Genomic DNA, 18,269 nt, shown 5'->3' with positions numbered 1-18,269 from the left:
GCGTTGTCTTAACTGTGAAGCCAGCGATGCAGGCCCCACACCCCCTGCCGCTGGTTCGAAATAGGTGGCACAGTGGGGTGAAGCTTTTTCGTTGCTCGCAAGTTTCTGTGTCTCGCTTTTCCCTCGCCTGGATCGCTGCTTCCGCCCTAAGTACCACCGCTCTGCTGGGAGCTCCTGTCTTCGCCCAGTCGGCTGCGGCCTCCGCCGCTGCGGCCAAGCCAGTCAGCCTGGAGACCATGGACGATCTGGCTCTCGCAGCCGCCGTCAACGTCTGTGAGCTGGCGGTGGAGCAAAAATTGGCCGTGCAGAACGCCGTTATCTCCAATGCCAAGGCGATCACCTACGTGGTGACCGCTGCCCATGACGGTCAGATAGCTGGCAGCGGCAAGCTTGAAGCCGCCCAGATTGTCAATGGAAGCATTGTGCAGATTGTTGTCCGGGTTAAGCAGGGCTGTTACGCCAAGATCTCCGCCGACGACAAAAAATTTGTGGACGAAGTGATCGCCCAGTACATAGCCCAGGCCTCCAAAGCCCAGCCCAAGAAGTAAACAGCTTGCCCTTTAACTGGAGATCAGTCGGAGTCGGAAGTCTCTGGATTGCTCTCCGGTAGGAGTTGGGCCAGTAGCCCAGCCGCCATCAGTAATCCGCCCAAGCTAAGGGCTAGGGTTTTATTACTAGCCGCGGGGCCCTCACTCCATACACCCGCCGCCAGGAAGGCTCCCCCCAGCAGCAGGGAGGGCACCAGCACGATGCCCTTGGCTGTGCGATTCAGACTCATGGGTAGATAAGGGGCCTCATTCAGGCTGCGACGTTGGCACAGTCGGCGCTGGCGTGGGAGTCGGCTTGGGCCAGACCGGCTGCGATTAATCCGCTGCCCAGATCTGCCGCTTGGTTTGTGCTGCCACGCACGGGAGCAAGCGGCTGAACCCTTGCCAACAGCACACCCTGGTTTTGGCCCATCGGCCGCAAATTGACGCGGGTGTGGCGAGGAACGGCTTGGCGTAGCCAAGCCACTGCCTCAGCCTGCTGAGCTTCAGCTACCTCCACACAGGCCAGCTGCACCGTGTAGCTTCGGTTTTGGTCGCCTAGCTGCAGCAGGGTTGCCCCCCGCACCTGCAGCACCTCTGCCGCCAAGGCGGCTCCAGGCCACACCAATAAAACCGCCAGCAATGCGGCGAGCCATCTCAAAGCTTGGCGCCGCAGCTGGGGCAGAACAGGTGAGCACTTTCGGTGGTGCTACCGCAGGAGTGGCAATGGCGGCTCGTGTCGATAGCTAGCTCCGGATGGGATGGCAGCCCCACCATCTGGGCGTTGCTGGCGCCTGGGGGCACCATCGGATAGCAGTTCTCGTTGCGGCGCACCTTGACATCGATGAAGGCAGGCCCGGGATGGTCAAGGGCCTCCTGCAATTGCTGGCGGAGATTGGCCCGTTCGTCGATGCGCACGCCCCTAACGCCGAAGGCTTCCGCTAGAGCTGCGAAATTCGGCATGCCATTGGTCATTTCCGAGGCCGAGTAGCGCTCTCCGTAGAAGCTCTCCTGCCACTGGCGCACCATGCCCTGCCAGCCGTTGTTAATCACCACCACCTTCACCGGCAGGTTGTATTGGCTGAGAGTGCCCAGTTCCTGAATATTCATCAGGATGCTGGCGTCGCCGGCAACACAGATCACCTGCTCATCCGGGAAGGCGGTCTGCACGCCCATGGCTGCGGGCATGCCGAAACCCATCGTGCCAAGGCCCGCCGAGCTGATCCAGCGCCGAGGTCCATTGTGTAGAAACTGGGCGGCCCACATTTGGTGTTGGCCCACATCTGTGGTGTAGAAGGCATCTGGTGCCAGCTCCCTCAGGGCGACAATCACTTCCTGGGGGGCGATGTCTCCCTCCGGATCGGGCACCACCAGGGGATAGTTCTGCTTCCAGCTGTCGATGCGCTGCAACCAGGCCTCGGTGCGGCCCTCCGAGCTGTCCTGGGCTGAGGCAGCCAGAAGGGCTGCTAGCGCGGCCTGGACATCGGCCACCAAGGCCACATCGGGTAGACGGGTTTTGCCCATCTCCGCCGCGTCGATATCGATGTGGATCACCTGGGCCCGGGGCGCAAAGCCATCCAGCCGGCCTGTGACCCGGTCGTCGAAACGGGCACCGGTGGCAATCAGCAGATCGCACTCTGTGACTGCGAAATTGGCATAGGCGGTGCCGTGCATGCCGAGCATGCCCACCGATTGAGGGTGCTTCTCATCGAAGGCTCCCTTGCCCATCAAGGTGGTGGTGACAGGCAGGCGGAAGCGTTCGGCCAGCTGTTTCACGGCGCCATGGGCCCCGCTGCTGATGGCTCCGCCACCGACGTAGAGCAGGGGGCGACGGGCTTGGCGGATCAAGGCCAGAGCCGCGGCAACGGCCTCGGGGTCGGGGCTGGGTGGCAACTTGAATCCAGCTGGAATCGCCGAGCCCGGAGCCACCGGCGTGTAGTCAAATTCCTCCAGACCGACGTCCTTGGGCACGTCAATCAGCACCGGGCCGGGCCTGCCACTGGCTGCAATCAAAAAGGCTTCAGCCACGATCCTGCCGATATCGCGGGGATCGCGCACCACCCAGGAGTGCTTCACGATCGGCAGGGTTATGCCGAAGATGTCGGTTTCCTGGAAGGCGTCGGTGCCAATCGAGGCCCGTGGCACCTGCCCGGTGATCACCACCATCGGCACCGAGTCCATCTGGGCGGTGGCGATACCGGTGACCAGGTTGGTGGCGCCAGGCCCCGAAGTTCCAAAGCAGACGCCAACTTCGCCGGTGGCTCGCGCGTAGGCATCGGCCGCATGGGTGCCGCCCTGCTCATGGCGCACCAGGATGTGCTTCAACCAGCCACGGGACTCTGCCTTGTGCAGTTCGTCATAGATGGGCAGGATCGCGCCGCCGGGATAGCCAAAGATGTGGCTCACCCCATGGCGATGCAGGGCGTCCATAAGGGCATAGCCGCCGTTTACTCGCTGAGGAGCAAAAGCTTCAGCAGCAGTGTCATCACCACTAGTTGTGGCGGTTGCGGACTGGGCCGCAGAGGCGAGGGGCGTCAGCGTCACGGCTGCTGCAGGCCAATCAACTTGGCGGTTAACGGATTAAGGCAACCCTAGTTGCCGGCGGCGCTTTCGGGGCAGTTGCCCGCCCCGGTTGCTGGCGCCTGCCGGCTGCCATAGCTCGCAGGATCTGGGCTGGGTCTAGCCAGCGGCCGCCATGGCGCATGCCCCAATGCAGGTGAGGACCAGTAGTGCGGCCGCTCATGCCCACATGGCCGATCAGTTGCCCCGTGCGCACGCCCTGGCCCTGGCGCAGCAGCACCTGACCACTGCTGTAGGTGCCGCCTGAAACCCGGCCGGACAAATGGCAGTAGATGTGCTCGTAATCGCCCGAACGAATCACCAGCCCCAAGCCGCAGCCTCCGTCGTTGATCACGTCCTGCACCGAGCCAGCCCACCAGTTGCGGATCGGCGATCCCATGGGAGCTGCGATATCAAGGCCGTAATGGGGCTCTACCCGACCCCAGGGGCCGGTGCGGGTACCAAAATGGCTGGTGTAGGCCAGGAAGCTGGTGACGGGAAAAACCCCCATCTGCCAGCGACTCTGGGCCAGCCCCGCCGAGCTGGAAAGCAGCAGGCCGGCGCTGCCGCTGAACATGACCGCCGCCGCGATCAGTCCGCTCTGCATTAGAAGGCCCTGCATTAGACGGCTCTGCATTAGAAGGCGCTCAGAGCAGGCCCAGCGAATGCAGTGGTCCCTTGCCACTGAGTAGCTCCAGCAGGAAAGCGGAAAATCCCACCATCGCCAAGCGCCCATTCCAAACTTCAGAGCTGTTGTTCCAGCCCCAGGCCCATTTGTCCTGGGGATACAGCTTCACCTTGCTGGGCAATTCGGCGGCCTGGTCGAGGTTCACCTCGGGCCCAGCCATGGCCTGCTGCACCAGATCGGCCAAGCCGTTGATGAAGGCCGGGGTGGTGTCTAGGGCTGGCACACGCCGGAAATTGATGATGCCTGCCTCGGTCGCTATCTCCCGGTATTCGATATCGATCTCCTCGAGGGTCTCAATGTGCTCGCTGACGAAACTGATTGGCACCACCACCAAATCCTTGATGCCAGCGGCGCCGAGATCCTGCAGGGCATCATCTGTGTAAGGCCTAAGCCACTCCACCGGACCTACCCGGCTCTGGTAGGCGAGCGTGAAGGGATTGGCGAAGCCCAGATCGCGACTAAGGCGCTCCATGATCAGCTGGGCGCAGGCTTCGATCTCTTTTTGGTAGGGGTCGCCCGCCTCCTCCACATAGCTCTTAGGCACCCCATGGGCACTAAAAAACACATGGGCTTTTGAGGGCTCGGGGCAAGCCTGGATTTCGCGGGCAACCAAGCCAGCCATGGCACCCACGTAGCCGGGGTCGTCGTAGTAGCTGCGAATGCAGCGGATCGGCAGCCGGGAAAAGCCACTGTCGGCCTGGCGCAACCGTTGGAGCTCGCGGAAACTCGATCCGCTGGTGCTGATCGAGAAGTGGGGATAGAGGGGCAGCACTACCACCTCCTCAACCCCGTCGGCCTTGATGTCGGCCACAGCCGACTCGGTGAAGGGATGCCAGTAGCGCATAGCCACATAGCTGGTGGCTTCGATGCCGCGAGTGCGCAGTTCGCTCTGCAGTTCGCGGGCCTGTTGCTCGGTGATACGCCGCAGCGGCGAACCACCACCGATGGAGCGGTACGCCTCCTGGGACTTGCCAGCCCGCAGGGTACTAATCAACCAGGCCAACGGTTTTTGTAGGGCTGGATTGGGCAACCGAATTATTTCCGGATCGGAAAATAGGTTGTAAAGAAACGGCCCAACGTCCTGGATACGCTCGGGTCCACCGAGGTTCAGCAGCAGCACGCCAACTTTGGCCATGCCCTCGTTCCACGCGGCTCAGAGTATGAGAGCGTAACGCTGCCGCTCCTCCCCTAGCGACAAAGGCGCAGGATCGATAACGTCGAATTGCGTGCTGGAACGTCAGCCTCTGTGTTGGGCCATGGCAAAAGCAGCGGTGGAACTGGATCTGGCTAGGGCAGATGCCAGCTCAGCAGTTTCCACTGAAGCCTTGGCCAACTTGCAGATCGGTCTCGCCCAGGCAAACCAAGCCCTAGCCCAAGCCGGAGTCTCCTTGCGCATAGAGCTGCGCGGCCAAAGGTTGGGCCTGCGCGGACCCCTTCCCTGTCGCAGGGGCTCGGGCCGCCACCCGGTGCAGCGCATCAGTCTCGGGCTGCCTGCCGATACTGCTGGTCTTGAGCTGGCTAGGGAGCGGCTTAAAGAGGTGTTGCGTCAGCTGCAGCAAGGGCGCTTCGCATGGAGTGCCTGGGGGGTTCAACAAGCTCAGCCACCTTCACCCTCAACTTCATGGTTGCCGGCAGCTACTCAGCCCGCCGCGGACGATTTGCTGGGGTTGGCAGCTTTTGAGGCAGCATTTTTTGCCGATCCCCGCCGCCGCCGCAACCCTGCCGGTTGTCGCACCACCTGGAGCAGCGCCTACCTGCCCTACCTGAGGCGCCTGGCGGCCGTTGCGGCCGAGCGCGACCTGCCCTTGGGTCTGCCCCTACTCGAAATGGCGCTAGAGAGCTATGCCGCCAGCAGTCGCAGCCGCCAGCAGTGCGGCACCGCCCTAGCCGCCCTGGCTCGCCACTTTGAGCTCGACCTGCCCGATAACTGGAGTGAGAGGGCTGCTGGTTATGGCCTACATGCGGCCCAGTTCCGGCGGCTTCCGGGTGATCCTCAGATTTTGTTGTGGGCCGAGCAGATCCCCAATCCGGCATGGCGCCTGGCCTACGGCTTGATGGCCACCTACGGATTGCGCAATCACGAGGTGTTCTTCTGTGATCTTTCGGCCCTTGCCCCAGGTGGTGACCGGGTGATTCGGGTGCTGCCCACCTCCAAGACCGGTGAACATCAGGTGTGGCCTTTCCAGCCCGACTGGGTGGAGCATTTCGGCTTGGAGCAGCTGGGGGGTTCCCAGCCGCCCCTGCCAGCGGTGGCAACCGACCTGCGCCACACGACCCTGCAGCAGGTGGGCCGCCGGGTGGCTGAGCAGTTTCGCCGCTATGAGTTGCCGATCACCCCCTACGACCTGCGCCATGCCTGGGCGGTTCGAACCATTCATATCGGCCTGCCGGACACGGTCGCGGCCCGGATGATGGGCCACTCGGTGGCTATTCATACCCGCACCTATCACCACTGGATCACCCGACGAGACCAGCAGCAGGCGGTGGATGCGGCCCTAGCCCGTCACCGCCACAGTGGTGTCACCGCTTTGCTAACTCCGTGAATCAGCACCCCAGCGACCAAGCCTCAAGCCTTGATGCGGCAGCGGCGGAGCTTGGTCCCGGCGGTGATCTGGCGCCAGAAGCTGATCAGGACGGCTATCGCCGCCGCATGGCCCGTCGCAAGGAGGTGCAGCAACAACGGGTTGGTGAGCGCAACTTGGAAAAGGGCCTGGTGCTGGTGTTCACCGGCGATGGCAAGGGCAAAACCACGGCGGCCCTTGGCCTGGCGCTGCGCACCCTGGGTCATGGCGACCAGGTGGCGGTGGTGCAGTTCATCAAAGGGGGCTGGCAGCCCGGGGAGGCAAAAGCCCTGGAGCTGTTTGGGGAGGCGCTGCACTGGCACGCCCTGGGCGAAGGCTTCACCTGGGAAACCCAAGACCGGGATCGTGATCGGCAGCTGGTGCAGCAGGCCTGGGAGCAGTCGTTGGCCTACCTCGCGGATGCCAGTCGCAAGCTGGTGGTGCTCGACGAGGTAAATGTCGCCCTCAAGCTGGGTTACCTGGGGATTGAAGAGGTGCTTGCCGGACTGGACCTGCGGCCGGAGCTCACTCACGTTGCCCTGACGGGCCGGGGCGCGCCGCCGCAGCTGCTGGAGCGGGCCGACCTGGTGACCGAAATGAAGCTGGTGCGCCACCCCTTCAGGGAGCAAGGCGTGAAGGCTCAACGGGGGATTGAGTTCTGAGCCTGGCCGCGGCGGCAGGTTAATTCGCAAGGCCGTTGCTACGCTCCGGCAGATCAGGGGTATCAATGGGCTTCAAGCGCGTTCTCCTCAAGCTCAGCGGCGAAGCGCTGATGGGTGAGCAGGGCTATGGCATCGATCCTGAGATCGTGCAGTCGATTGCATCAGATGTGGCTGCCTGCGTTGCCGGTGGCACCCAGCTGGCGATCGTGGTGGGCGGGGGCAACATCTTCCGCGGCCTGAAGGGATCGGCCGCTGGCATGGATCGGGCCACCGCCGACTATGTCGGCATGCTGGCCACAGTGATGAATGCCATCACCCTTCAGGATGGTCTGGAGCGGGCCGGGGTGCCCACCCGGGTGCAGAGCGCTATCTCGATGCAGGAGGTGGCCGAGCCCTACATCCGCCGTAAGGCGATCCGCCACATGGAAAAGGGCCGGGTGGTGATCTTCGCTGCTGGCACAGGCAATCCCTTTTTCACCACCGACACCACCGCCGCCCTACGGGCTGCTGAAATCGGCGCCGATGTGGTGTTCAAGGCCACCAAAGTGGATGGGGTCTACAACAAAGACCCCAATAAGCACGCCGATGCGGTGCGCTTCGAGAGTCTCTCCTTCCTGGAGGTGCTCAGCTCCGAGCTGGAGGTGATGGACGGCACCGCCATTGCCCTCTGCAAGGACAACTCCATCCCAATCGTGGTGTTTGACCTGTTCGGCCCCGGCAACATTGGCCGAGCCGTGGCCGGAGACCCGATTGGTACCCGTATTCACCCCTGACACCAGCCATGGATTTGGAAGCCAGCATGCGCAAGTCGTTGGAATCGACCCAACGCACCTTCAACACCATCCGTACCGGTCGAGCCAACCCCTCCCTGCTCGACAAGATTTCCGTGGATTATTACGGCGCTGAAACGCCGCTGAAATCCCTCGCCACCATCTCCACCCCCGATTCCCAGACGATTCAGATCCAGCCCTTTGATGGCGGTTCGATGGGCCTGATCGAAAAGGCCATCTCCATGAGTGACCTGGGTCTCACCTGCAACAACGACGGCAAGGTGATCAGAATCAATATCCCACCCCTCACCGAAGAGCGCCGTAAGGATTTCTGCAAGCTGGCTGCCAAATATGCCGAGGAGGGCAAGGTTGCTCTGCGCAACGTGCGCCGTGACGCCATTGACAGGGTAAAAAAGCAGGAAAAAGACGGCGATCTCTCCGAAGATCAGAGCCGCGACGAACAGGAGAAGGTGCAGAAGCTCACCGATAAATTCATCGCTGAGCTTGAGAAGCTTCTGGTTACTAAGGAAGCTGACATCCTCAAGGTGTGACCAGCTCGCCGGCTGGCGTGGCTGATGTGGCGGTGGTCGGCGCTGGTGCGGCTGGCGCTGCTGCTGCCTTCCACCTAGCCGCTGGCGGTTTAGAGGTGCTGCTGCTAGAGCGAGCCAGCTTCCCCCGATCCAAGCCCTGCGGCGGTGGCATGGCGGCCTCGATGCAGGGGCTATTTCCCTTCGATCTCAGCCCTGCCGTTGATTCGGTGATTGACCAGGTGCGCTTCACCTGGTGCCTGGACGACCCGGTTACGGCGGTCCTGCCCGGTGATTCTCCCTTCTGGATCGTGCGCCGCTCCGTGCTCGATGCTTATTTGGTGGAGCAGGCCCAGACCGCTGGAGCTACTTTCCTAACTGATGTAGCGGTGGAAAGCCTGCAGCGGGCAGGCGATTGCTGGCAGCTTCAGTCCCGCGGGCCGGAGGGAAAAGCGCTGCAGCTAAAGGCCCGGGCCGTGGTCATCGCCGATGGCTCAGGCTCCCTGTTGGCGGCTCGCCATGGCCTTGGTCCAAGCCAGCCCCGCTACGCCGAAACAGTGTCGGTGGAGGTGGATTGCGAGGTGAGCGACCCGAGCACGGCCCGCTTTGAATTTGGCCTGGTGCGCCACGGTTTTTGCTGGACCTTCCCCCGCAAGGGTGGCTACAGCATTGGCGTGGGCACCTTCATTGGCCGAGACCCCGCCAATGCCGATGCGGTGCTCAGCCAGCTGCTGCCCAGCCTCAGCCTGCCGCCGCTTGCAGGCGTTCGCCAGCCTGGCTGCCTACGCATCTGGGATGGCCACCACCCCTTGCATGGCCAGGGTGCCAATGCCGGTTTGCTGGTGGTGGGCGATGCCGCCTCCCTCTGCGACCCCTTCCTGGCCGAGGGGCTACGGCCTGCCCTGATCAGCGGCTGCCGGGCCGCCGAAGCTCTGATTCCCTGGCTAGCCGGCGATAGTCAGGCCCTGGTGGGCTACAGCAATCGGATGCGGGCTGAGTGGGGCGCCTCGATGGCCTGGGGCAAGCGCATCGCCCAGGTGTTCTACCGGGTGCCGCGGGTTGGCTACCAACTCGGCATAAAGCGGCCTACGGCTCCCCAGCGGATCGCCCAGATCCTTTCCGGCGAGATGGGATATGGCGATATTGCCCAGCGTGTGATCCGGAGACTGCTGTTTCAGCGCAATTGAAGGTCGGGTCAGATCTTGGTGCAGTCCTTGAGTTGGCGCAGCCGCTGGTCGATTGATCCCAGCAGCTCAATCGCAAACATCGGCGATTCCTGCACGGCAAACAAAAACTTTTCCCTGTTCATCACCAGCACCTTGCAGGCGGTTAGGGCCATGGCATTGCCGTAGCGGCGGTGATCACTCGTCACCAGTGCGCCTGCCCCGAATACATCGCCGACGTTGATCTGTTCGTGGGCTTGGTCGCCGTTCCAGCTGAGCTGGACCGATCCTTCAAGTAAGCCAAACATGCAGTCGCCGGCCTCTCCAGAGCTAAAAATCAGCTCTCCGGGCTCAAGGCTGACAACCTCACCGTTGCTGGCCAAGGCGCGCATGGTGTCGAGGGCGTTCACTAGGCCAATATTCTGTACTTAATGGCCAGTGTGGCCCACCTCGGTTAAGCCTGGGTCAAGCCGGTCCCCACAAGGGCAGGAGCGTCTTCCAGTTCGCCAAGGCGGTGGGCTAGCTGGGCCTCGAGGGTTTCGATGGCCTTGCAGAAACCACGGATGCCCTCATCGAGTTTCTCGGTGGCCATTGGATCGGCGGCCAGCATCTGACGGAAACTATCTTCGTCGAGGTGGATCTGGGAGTCGGTAGGGGCGGGGTCGAAGGAGTTGAGCTTGCGCTCTAGCTCGCCATCGGTGTGGCGCAGCTGATCAAGCAGCGCCGGCGAAATCGTCAGAAGGTCGCAACCGGCCAGTTCAATGATCTCTTCAATGTTGCGGAAGCTGGCCCCCATAACCTCCGTTTTGTAGTCGTAGGTCTTGAAGTAATTGAAGATTTGGGTTACGGAGATCACACCGGGATCTTCTGGACCTGGATAGCCTTCACGGCCGCTGCTCTTTTTGTACCAATCGAGGATCCTCCCCACGAATGGAGAGATAAGAGTGACGCCGGCCTCCGCGCAGGCGACGGCCTGGGCAAACCCGAAGAGGAGTGTGAGGTTGCAGTGGATACCTTCCCGTTCCAGTTGTTCAGCTGCGCGTATCCCTTCCCAGGTGGAGGCCACCTTGATCAGTACCCGGTCGTTGCTGATGCCGGCTTGGTTGTAGAGGCCTATGAGTTTACGGGCCTTGGTGATCGTTGCCTCGGTGTCGTAACTGAGGCGGGCGTCAACTTCAGTGGAAACACGCCCCGGAACGATCTTGAGGATCTCCTTGCCGAAGGTGATGCAAATTTCATCGAGGGCTTCGCGAACCACCGCATCGGCGCCGGCATCGGCACCCATCACTTGGCGCGACTCCTGCAAGGAGAGGTCGATCAGATTCTGGTAGGTGGGGATCTGGGCTGCCGCCAGGATCAGCGATGGATTGGTGGTGGCGTCGCGGGGCGTGAACTGCTTGATCGCGTCGATGTCACCGGTGTCGGCCACCACCACGGTCATGGCGGCGAGTTGGTCGAGCAGGTTGGCCATTGGCTGGAAGAGGGGGGCTGATGGCGGGGCATCGACCCGGTGTGCAATCACGCTAGCCAGTGTTTTCGGGTTATCCCAGCGGCGAGGGCCTTCCTTCAGGGAACGGCCACAGGCGCTCAGGCGCGGGGCTTAGCGACTGCTTTCTGCAACTCCTTTGGGTGGGAAGGGGGGATCCGCTCCAGCACCAGCAGGGCATCGATGATCTGGCGAGCTACTGGCGCTGCCACCGTGGAACCGAAGGTATTGCCTCCCTTGGGCTCATCAACCACCACCAGCACCACATAGCGGGGATCGTCGATGGGCAGGTGGCCCACAAAGCTGGTGATCAGGGCCCCTGGGATGTAGACACCACGTTCAGCTTTCTGGGCGGTGCCGGTCTTGCCGCCTATGCGGTAACCGGGAATCTTCATACCCAGGCCGCTGCTGTTGTCCACCACCGATTCCATCCAGGCCATCACCGTGCGGGTGACGCCTGGATCAAGCAACTGGAGACCACTGCCTCCGGCTGCGCTGGCTAGGGCATCGCCGGAGCGCAGTCCGCGGGTGATGTGCGGACTCACCAGACGGCCGCCGTTGGCAAGCATGGCGTGAAGTTGCAACAACTTCAGCGGGGTGAGGGAAAACCCCTGGCCAAAGGCGGCAACAGCAGGTTCGATCGCCTGGCCGGTGAAGTCCTTGCGCGACTTGAGCTCGCCTGCCACCGCCCCTGGCAGGTCGGTGTCGGGGATTTCGTCAATCCCCATCGTGCGCAGCCAGTGCCAGAAGCGATCGCGCTTCACTTGGGCCATGGCCTTCACCATGCCGACGTTGCTCGACACCTGCAAAACGGTAGGAAAATCGATTAACCCGTTAGCCCGTTTGTCGTGGTTGAAGATCGGCCAGCCGCCGATGCTGAGCTGGCCGGTGTCGGCAACGCGACCATTTGCCTCAATGGCTTTTTCCTGCAAGGCCACCGCCAGGTTGATCGGCTTGAAGGTGGAGCCAGGTTCGTAGAGGTCCTGCACAGACCATTCGCGGAACAGCCCGGGATTAGAGGTCCAGAACTTATTGGGGTCGTAGGTGGGTGTGGAAGCCAGCGCCAGCATTTCGCCATTGCGCACATCCATTACCAATGCCGCGCCGCGCTTGGCGTTCCACTTCTTCACCTGCTTTGCCAGGGCCTGAAGGGCTACCTGTTGCAAACGGGAGTCAAGGGTGAGCTGTAGGCGCAGGTCGTCGCCGTAGAGGGAGCCGGCCGTTAGGCCGGCTGGTAAAGGGGTGCCATCAGCGCCGCGGCGCATCTGCAAGGCAGTCTCCTGGCGCTTGAGATCACTGTCGCGGCTTTGCTCCAGGCCAGCCTGGGGAACGCGTTCCAGGTTGAGAAAACCCACCACGTTGGCGAAAAGGGAGCCCTGGGGATAGATGCGGTGTGGATAAGCCTCTAGATCGAGACCACTAATGCCCAGTTGCCTTACCCGTTCTGCCGTTTCAGGGTCGAGGTCGGTGCGCAGCTTCACGCCGCTGGGCCGGCCGGCCATGGTTTGCAGTAGGGCTGGCTTGGGCTGGGCGAGTACGGCCGCCAATTTTCCGGCCACCTCATCTGCCGTGCGGATCTTCTGGGGGTCGTCGCCTGGGAAGTTGAAATAACGGGGATGGGCCCAGAGCGTGAAGCGCTGCTCATCGAGAGCCACTAGACGGCCGTTGCGATCGACGATCGTGCGCCGCTTGCCAATGGGCTTGGTGGTTTGGGTCTGGATGGCATGGGCCCGGGTCTGCAGGTTGGTGGCATCCACCACCTGGAGCCAGGCCAGCCGACCCGCCAGGCCAACTAAACCGGCACAGAGCAAGCCGTAAACAGCGAGCAGGCGTCCAGCGGGCACTGGTTGGATCGCTACCACCCGTTGCTGGGAGCTGCGAGGAGCCCGAACCGGACCGCGCTTACGGCTGCTGTTCATTGAATTATTGCCATCAGTAGCCAGTCCGGATCTGGCGCAGGGGCAGGTTGCTCAGCAGTGGCAAGCCGGATTCAGCTGAGGCCACGCTCGGGGCCGGCAGATAAATGAGTTTTTCGCTGCTGGTGGGTACCAGCCAACCTGGGCGCTTCACGGCGCCGAGGTGGTGCTGTTCCAGCAGGGCAGCTGATTCCTGCAGCTTGTGCTCCAGCACCTGGGACGACTCCATCTGCTGATAGCTCACACCCCATTGGTTTTGCCAGTGCAGGGTTAGGGCACTGAGGGCAAGCATGCAGATTCCCAGACCAGCCAGGGTGCCATCGGTGGCCCGGTGCAGGTTGGAGATCCAGGGTGCGCGGCGTTCAAGTTTACGGCCGGAGAGCGAACCCTGGATCAGCTTGAGCGTGCGTTTCTGCAGCTTGCGACTTGGATTAGCCCCTGCAGTCACGCTGCGCTCTGGAGCCTGCCGGGGCGAAAGGGAGGCAACCAAGGGAAGGGGCAATGCACTGCGCGATTGAACCACCCTTGGCGCCAGGCAGCAATAGCTGGCAGACGCTTAGCCAGCAAGTAACAACAAATTGGCAAAGGTGAGGCCATTCCAGAGGCTGTGCATCAGCACACTGGGCCCGAGCCGTCCGCTCTGCAGCCGGAGCCAGCCCAGCCCTAGCCCCAACACAAATAAAGGTGGCAGTTCTCCCAGGCTGAGGTGGGCGATACCAAAAAGCAGGGCGCTCACCACCACTGCAGCAGGCCCCCCCCAGCGCTGGGCCAGCACAGGCAGCAGCACCCCCCGGAAAAGGGTTTCCTCAAATAGGGGTGCCAGCACCAGGGCAGTGATGGCGAAACAAAGCAGGGCAAGGGGATTGGCGCTGTTGAGTACGAGCTCAAGCAGGGGATTGCTGCCACCGGGATCGCCAACCAAACGCTCCAGCAGCCATCCCACCAGTGCTACCAGCGGCAACACCAGCAACACCTGCAGCAAAGCTCGGCTCAGCGCACTGGCCAGCGGTCGCCAGTGCCACTGCAACCAGCCCCCCTGGGGCCCGGGTCCGTGGGGTCGCAGCTGGCTCCACAACAAAACAAGTGGCGCTGCCATCAAGCCGCTGTAGAGGCCCAACACCAGCAATCCCTGTTGCAGGGCAGGCTGGCTGGACAACGGTTTAAGCACCCCCTGCAGCAGCGGCGCCAGCACAAGGGGCATCACCAGCTCGCCCAGCACCACGAACCCGCCAGCGATCAGCAGGGTCACCTCCGCCAGGGTGAGGGGTGGACCTAACAGGGGGGCGGGCGGGGCTGCCTTGCCGCGCCAGCGCAGCCACAGCTCGCGCAGTAGCAGGGCTGAGCCCAGCAGTAGCAGCAGTATCGGCAGTACGGAGGTTCCGAGTAGGCGCAGCACTGCTACCTGCTGGGCGGCGCGATCTCCACAAGCAACTTGGGGATTACTTAGGGCTTGGCACACCAGTTGGCTGCTTAGGGGAGACAGGCCCCAGCCCTGAAGTAGTTGGTCCTGTGCCGCTTGCTCTGGGTCGCGGCTGGCGGCTCTGGGTGCTGGTTCGACCAGGGCCTTGAGCAGCAGTCGCTGCTCAGGTGGCACCTGCTGGTTTAGCTCTTGCAACCGCTGGCGTGCCGCACTTCCCTGGCCGGCCTGAAGCTCCAGGAGGGCTAGTTGCAGCTCTTGCTGCGGTGCTGGCGGCACGGGATTGCCATCTAACTGTTTCAGCAGATCAAGGCGCAGGGCCTCGAGGGGGTTGGCGCCGGTGAGGGCTTGGCGCAGGCCAGCCGGCAGTGCTGGTGCTGCCAGGGCGGTCAGCTCCAGTTGGCGCAGCTCCAGGGAATTGCCCACAGATGGGCGTTGCAGGCTGTCCACCAGGCCAGTGATCCAAAGCAGGCCGCTGAGCACCAGGCTCAGCAGGGCAAGTCCAGTGGTCCATCCAGCGTTCTGGCGGGGTTGGGGGGGGGGACTGGCGTTCAAACGCAGGCCCTCCAGGGCGCACCGGTTTCGGGATTCTGGACCGCACCCCTCCCATACGATGGGATCTAAGCAGCGACGAGCCCGTGCCCCTTCGGATTGTGCTGGTGCGCCATGGGCTGAGCAGCTTCAATGTGGAGCATCGGATCCAGGGCCGCGACGACCTGTCGAGCCTGACGGCAACTGGCCAAAGCCAGGCCTGTGCCACAGGGGCGGCCCTGCGTGATCTGACCTGCGCTGCTGCCTACTGCTCCCCTTTGCGGCGAGCCGCTGAAACCGCCCGTCTGCTCCTAGCCGAGCAGGGCCAGGGCCTGGTTGCCGAACAGGCGGAAGGGCTGCTGGAAATTGATCTGGCCCCCTGGAGCGGTCTGCTGCGACAGGAGTTGCGGGAGCGCTACCCCGAGCAGGAGCAGCAATGGCGCCAGGCCCCTGAGTTGCTTGAGCTGCAGCGCCCTGATGGCAGCTCTTACCTGCCTTTGCCGGAGCTGATGGCCCAGGCCCAGCAGTTCCGCCATTTTCTGTTTGATCGCCATGCCGCCGCGCTAGCTGACGATCAGGCCCCTCCCCAGACCGTGCTCGTGGTGGCCCATAACGCCATCTTGCGTTGCCTATTACTAGCCCTGCTGGAGCTGCCCCTCAGCGGCTTCCGCCGGCTGCGGGTCGACAACTGTTCCATCTCTGTGCTCAATGTCAGCAAGGGCGGCGTCCAGGTGGAGTCGCTCAATGGGGTAGCCCACCTTGGTGAGCCCCTGCCCCCTAAAGCTTCAGGCGCCCGACTGCTGTTAGTGCGTCACGGCGAAACCGACTGGAACCGAGAGGGTCGCTTTCAGGGCCAGATCGATATTCCCCTCAATGCCAACGGACGCTCCCAGGCCGAGGCCGCTGGCAGCTTTCTCGCCCCGGTGAGCATCGATCGCGCTTACACCAGCTGCATGGCCAGGCCGCGCCAGACAGCCGAGGCAATCCTCTCTAGCCATCCTGGTGTGCCCCTCACCAGCAGCACGGGCCTGGTGGAGATCGGCCACGGCCTCTGGGAGGGCCGCTTGGAGCAGGAGATCGCCGCCGGTTGGCCCGAGCTGCTGGCCGATTGGAAGCGGGCACCCCACACGGTGCAGATGCCTGAGGGGGAGACTCTCCAGGAGGTATGGGACCGCTCCTTAACGACCTGGGCTCGCATCGCTGCCAGCCTCCGAGCCGATGAAACGGCCCTGGTGGTTGCCCACGACGCGGTCAACAAGACCATCCTGTGCGGGCTGCTGGGCCTGCAACCCGCCGACATCTGGGCCATCAAGCAGGGCAATGGCGGTGTCACGGTGATTGATTACCCCGAGGGTCCAGCTGGCCGTCCTGTGGTGGCTGCCATGAACCTCACCACCCATCTTGGGGGCGTGTTGGATCGCACCGCCGCCGGTGCTCTCTGAGTTTTGATGCTCCCCCTCTGGCTTCACCATGTTCAGCTGCTCACCGGTCCTGGTCAGCCGATCACTAGCGCAGATGCCCTGATCGATAGCGGTGGCGAGCTGCTCCTCTGGGGCGAAGGCGCTACTCAGCGGGCCCAGGCCCTTGGCCTCAGCCCCACCGACGCCCGTTCCTGGCTATTAGCGCCAGTGCTGGTTGACCCCCACAGCGTGCTGGAGCAACCTTGCGGTGGGCGAGCGGAAGATCTGGCCAGCTTGGCGGCCGCCGCTGCTGCTGGCGGCTACGGCACCGTGGCCCTGCTGCCCTGGGCTACTCCCTGGCGCGATCGACCGGAGCGGCTTGGCCTGGGGTGGGCTGAGCCGATGCAATTACTGCTGTGGGGCAGTTTCAGCCTGGAGGGTGCCGATCAGGAGCTGGCCCCCCATGCCGATCAAATCGCTGCCGGTGCCATTGGTTTGGCCTGCGCTGAACAGCAGCCACCGTTGGCTTTGCTGGAGCGGGGCCTGCTGCTAGGCGAGATGGGCAGCCGGCCCGTGCTGGTGGCCCCGCGCGATGCCGGCCTTAGCTGCGGTGGCTTCATGCGCGAGGGGGTTGATGCTCTGAGGGCGGGCTGGCCCCTTGATCCGGAGCTCAGCGAAACCCTGCCGCTGCAGAGCCTGCTCAGCCTTGCTCAGGTTCGTTCGACGGTGGCTATGCGGCTGATGAACCTATCCACAGCCGCTGGGGTGGATCTATTGGCCCAGGCCCCCAGGCGGCCCCTGGCCAGCGTCAGCTGGTGGCACCTGCTTGCTGATAGCGGCAATCTCCACCCCACCGAGGAGGGGTGGCGGCTGCGGCCCAGCTTGGGAACTCCCGCTGATCGCCTGGGCTTAATTGCTGGCCTAGAGCAGCGGCTGCTTACCGCCGTGGCCGTGCACCATCTGCCGCTTGATGCGGAAGAGCAGTTGCTCCCCCTTGATCAGCGGCGGGCCGGAGTGGCCGGCCATGGCGCCCGCCATGGGCTTGTGCTGCCGCTGTTGTGGCAAGAGCTGGTGCAGAGGCGCGGCTGGAGCGTGGAGCTGCTCTGGCAGGCCCTGAGCTGGGGGGGCTCCGAGTTGCTGGGGCTGCCCCCCGAGCAATTAAGACTGGGAACTCGCCGCTGGCTGCTGTTTGACCCCCAGCATCCCTGGAGCTGGGAGCGGGGTGAATCCTTGTCGATGGCGGCCAACCAGCCTCGCTTGGGCCAGTCGGTATGCGGGGCCGTGCGGGCTACCGGCCTGCAGCCGGCAGATCACTGGAGCTTGTAACTCCAAGGGCACCGGTTTGGTTGAAGGGGTAAAAGCGCCAGAAGGCCCGACCGATGATTTCGCTTTCGGGCAGGAACGCTCCCCCAGGCCAAAAGCGGCCATCCCAGCTATTAGCCCGATTGTCGCCCAGGGTGAGCACGTGGCCAGCTGGAACGACGGCATTCAAGGTTCGGCAAGGACCCATGCCCTGGCTATCTACGGGGCAATCGCCTTGGACGTAGGGCTCGGCCAGCCGCTGGCCATCGATGAATACGTGTCCCCTTGGATCCACCACAACCCTCTCACCGGGCAGGGCTACAACCCTCTTGATGTAGGCATCGCAGGCAGGGTTGGCAACGCCGGGCAAGCTGCCCAGGAGCGGCAGATTCACCAGCAGGCAACGCAGGGGATTGGAGCTTGATCCAGCTGCCAGCACCGGGTCAAAGCGGTGAGGTGAATGGAATACGACAATCTCGCCGCGCCGCGGCGAGCGCTTGAGATAGCTCAGCTTTTCCACCAGTAGGCGGTCCTGAAGCTGCAGCCCTGGCAGCATCGAACCCGAGGGGATGTAGCGAGCTTCCACCAGAAACTGGCGAATACCTAGAGCCACAGCCAGGGTGATCAAGACGCTGCGCCAGAAGGCCCAGGGGCTCTCTTGGGGAGCCTGTTCGGGCTGGATCAGGGAGGGGCTGGGACTGCCGCCCTCCTGATTGACAACCTGACCACTCTCTGGATTGTTGGAAGGGCTCAAGACAGC

At 63.2% G+C, this 18,269-nt stretch carries 18 protein-coding genes and 1 pseudogene; 8 read left to right on the top strand and 11 right to left on the bottom strand.

The genetic code is table 11. The features are described 5' to 3' along the window. Positions 1-107: 107 nt before the first annotated feature. Entirely contained in the window at positions 108-548 is a 441-nt protein-coding gene (locus C7K55_RS05680; protein ID WP_106502455.1) for a hypothetical protein, read from the top strand. Positions 549-571: 23 nt separating this feature from the next. Here C7K55_RS05680 and C7K55_RS05675 read toward each other — a convergent pair whose 3' ends face one another. The 5 genes from C7K55_RS05675 to hemH all read right to left on the bottom strand — a co-directional run bounded on the left by C7K55_RS05675 (position 572) and on the right by hemH (position 4,909). Further along, positions 572-778: a GIVxVP protein gene (locus C7K55_RS05675; protein WP_106502454.1), complete on the bottom strand. Its 207-nt coding sequence runs from the start codon at positions 776-778 to the stop codon at positions 572-574. A 20-nt stretch (positions 779-798) separates the two neighbouring features. Further along, positions 799-1,188 carry a hypothetical protein gene (locus C7K55_RS05670; RefSeq protein ID WP_241518208.1) on the bottom strand — a complete coding sequence of 130 codons (390 nt, stop codon included), beginning with the start codon at positions 1,186-1,188 and terminating at the stop codon, positions 799-801. Beyond that, a complete protein-coding gene (gene ilvB, locus C7K55_RS05665; RefSeq protein WP_241518222.1) occupies positions 1,185-2,957 on the bottom strand; it encodes a biosynthetic-type acetolactate synthase large subunit in 1,773 nt (590 codons plus the stop codon). The genes C7K55_RS05670 and ilvB overlap by 4 nt, the downstream gene beginning before the upstream one ends. 142 nt (positions 2,958-3,099) lie before the next feature. Further along, positions 3,100-3,723, bottom strand: coding sequence for a M23 family metallopeptidase (locus tag C7K55_RS05660; protein WP_241518207.1), 624 nt, complete (start codon positions 3,721-3,723; stop codon positions 3,100-3,102). 10 nt (positions 3,724-3,733) lie between these two features. Next, on the bottom strand, positions 3,734-4,909 hold the full coding sequence (gene hemH, locus C7K55_RS05655; protein ID WP_106502451.1) for a ferrochelatase: 1,176 nt from the start codon (positions 4,907-4,909) through the stop codon (positions 3,734-3,736). A gap of 121 nt (positions 4,910-5,030) precedes the next feature. On the opposite strand from hemH, the gene C7K55_RS05650 reads away from it, so the two are divergent. The 5 genes from C7K55_RS05650 to C7K55_RS05630 all read left to right on the top strand — a co-directional run bounded on the left by C7K55_RS05650 (position 5,031) and on the right by C7K55_RS05630 (position 9,481). Continuing rightward, positions 5,031-6,317: a site-specific integrase gene (locus C7K55_RS05650; RefSeq protein ID WP_106502450.1), complete on the top strand. Its 1,287-nt coding sequence runs from the start codon at positions 5,031-5,033 to the stop codon at positions 6,315-6,317. Beyond that, positions 6,314-6,997 carry a cob(I)yrinic acid a,c-diamide adenosyltransferase gene (gene cobO / locus C7K55_RS05645; RefSeq protein ID WP_106502449.1) on the top strand — a complete coding sequence of 228 codons (684 nt, stop codon included), beginning with the start codon at positions 6,314-6,316 and terminating at the stop codon, positions 6,995-6,997. The genes C7K55_RS05650 and cobO overlap by 4 nt, the downstream gene beginning before the upstream one ends. Positions 6,998-7,062: 65 nt before the next feature. Next, positions 7,063-7,770 carry a UMP kinase gene (pyrH, locus tag C7K55_RS05640; protein WP_106502448.1) on the top strand — a complete coding sequence of 236 codons (708 nt, stop codon included), beginning with the start codon at positions 7,063-7,065 and terminating at the stop codon, positions 7,768-7,770. 8 nt (positions 7,771-7,778) lie between these two features. After that, positions 7,779-8,318: a ribosome recycling factor gene (frr, locus tag C7K55_RS05635; RefSeq protein ID WP_106502447.1), complete on the top strand. Its 540-nt coding sequence runs from the start codon at positions 7,779-7,781 to the stop codon at positions 8,316-8,318. Then, positions 8,315-9,481: an NAD(P)/FAD-dependent oxidoreductase gene (locus C7K55_RS05630; protein ID WP_106502446.1), complete on the top strand. Its 1,167-nt coding sequence runs from the start codon at positions 8,315-8,317 to the stop codon at positions 9,479-9,481. Before frr ends, C7K55_RS05630 begins: the two co-directional genes overlap by 4 nt. Positions 9,482-9,489: 8 nt before the next feature. Here C7K55_RS05630 and C7K55_RS05625 read toward each other — a convergent pair whose 3' ends face one another. The 5 genes and pseudogenes from C7K55_RS05625 to C7K55_RS05605 all read right to left on the bottom strand — a co-directional run bounded on the left by C7K55_RS05625 (position 9,490) and on the right by C7K55_RS05605 (position 14,831). Further along, positions 9,490-9,867, bottom strand: coding sequence for a Crp/Fnr family transcriptional regulator (locus C7K55_RS05625; protein ID WP_106502445.1), 378 nt, complete (start codon positions 9,865-9,867; stop codon positions 9,490-9,492). Between the two features lie 74 nt (positions 9,868-9,941). Further along, positions 9,942-10,928 (bottom strand): annotated as a pseudogene (locus C7K55_RS05620) (transaldolase); the annotation flags it as partial. 116 nt (positions 10,929-11,044) lie between these two features. Beyond that, positions 11,045-12,862, bottom strand: coding sequence for a peptidoglycan D,D-transpeptidase FtsI family protein (locus C7K55_RS05615; protein WP_106502443.1), 1,818 nt, complete (start codon positions 12,860-12,862; stop codon positions 11,045-11,047). 13 nt (positions 12,863-12,875) lie between these two features. After that, on the bottom strand, positions 12,876-13,349 hold the full coding sequence (locus tag C7K55_RS05610; protein WP_241518206.1) for a hypothetical protein: 474 nt from the start codon (positions 13,347-13,349) through the stop codon (positions 12,876-12,878). 66 nt (positions 13,350-13,415) lie between these two features. Beyond that, positions 13,416-14,831: a CPBP family intramembrane glutamic endopeptidase gene (locus tag C7K55_RS05605; protein ID WP_106502442.1), complete on the bottom strand. Its 1,416-nt coding sequence runs from the start codon at positions 14,829-14,831 to the stop codon at positions 13,416-13,418. A gap of 83 nt (positions 14,832-14,914) precedes the next feature. Here C7K55_RS05605 and C7K55_RS05600 point away from each other — a divergent pair, with 83 nt between their 5' ends. Together C7K55_RS05600 and C7K55_RS05595 are read left to right on the top strand one after the other, a co-directional pair. Further along, the gene (locus tag C7K55_RS05600; RefSeq protein ID WP_106502441.1) at positions 14,915-16,249 is read left to right on the top strand and encodes a histidine phosphatase family protein; all 1,335 of its coding nucleotides are present in this window, start codon (positions 14,915-14,917) and stop codon (positions 16,247-16,249) included. A gap of 6 nt (positions 16,250-16,255) precedes the next feature. After that, entirely contained in the window at positions 16,256-17,533 is a 1,278-nt protein-coding gene (locus C7K55_RS05595) for an amidohydrolase family protein (RefSeq protein WP_106502440.1), read from the top strand. On the opposite strand, the gene lepB is transcribed toward C7K55_RS05595, so the two are convergent. Continuing rightward, positions 17,496-18,263 (bottom strand): signal peptidase I, encoded by a 768-nt coding sequence (gene lepB, locus C7K55_RS05590; RefSeq protein WP_396094824.1) that lies wholly within the window; start codon positions 18,261-18,263, stop codon positions 17,496-17,498. The genes C7K55_RS05595 and lepB overlap by 38 nt on opposite strands. Between the last annotated feature and the right edge of the window lie 6 nt (positions 18,264-18,269).

The organism is Cyanobium usitatum str. Tous, from assembly GCF_003011885.1.
GTDB lineage: Bacteria > Cyanobacteriota > Cyanobacteriia > PCC-6307 > Cyanobiaceae > Cyanobium_A > Cyanobium_A usitatum.
The sequence above is the reverse complement of the archived record's forward strand: the minus strand, read 5'-3'. Positions and strand labels throughout refer to the sequence as shown.

Excerpts from the sequence above, each read along its gene's own strand:
- C7K55_RS05615 (WP_106502443.1), bottom strand. The coding sequence starts at position 12,862 with ATGAACAGCAGCCGTAAGCGCGGTCCGGTTCGGGCTCCTCGCAGCTCC.
- frr (WP_106502447.1), top strand. The coding sequence starts at position 7,779 with ATGGATTTGGAAGCCAGCATGCGCAAGTCGTTGGAATCGACCCAACGC.
- ilvB (WP_241518222.1), bottom strand. The coding sequence starts at position 2,957 with ATGGACGCCCTGCATCGCCATGGGGTGAGCCACATCTTTGGCTATCCC.
- C7K55_RS05595 (WP_106502440.1), top strand. The coding sequence starts at position 16,256 with ATGCTCCCCCTCTGGCTTCACCATGTTCAGCTGCTCACCGGTCCTGGT.
- hemH (WP_106502451.1), bottom strand. The coding sequence starts at position 4,909 with ATGGCCAAAGTTGGCGTGCTGCTGCTGAACCTCGGTGGACCCGAGCGT.
- C7K55_RS05650 (WP_106502450.1), top strand. The coding sequence starts at position 5,031 with ATGGCAAAAGCAGCGGTGGAACTGGATCTGGCTAGGGCAGATGCCAGC.
- C7K55_RS05660 (WP_241518207.1), bottom strand. The coding sequence starts at position 3,723 with ATGCAGAGCCGTCTAATGCAGGGCCTTCTAATGCAGAGCGGACTGATC.
- C7K55_RS05675 (WP_106502454.1), bottom strand. The coding sequence starts at position 778 with ATGAGTCTGAATCGCACAGCCAAGGGCATCGTGCTGGTGCCCTCCCTG.
- pyrH (WP_106502448.1), top strand. The coding sequence starts at position 7,063 with ATGGGCTTCAAGCGCGTTCTCCTCAAGCTCAGCGGCGAAGCGCTGATG.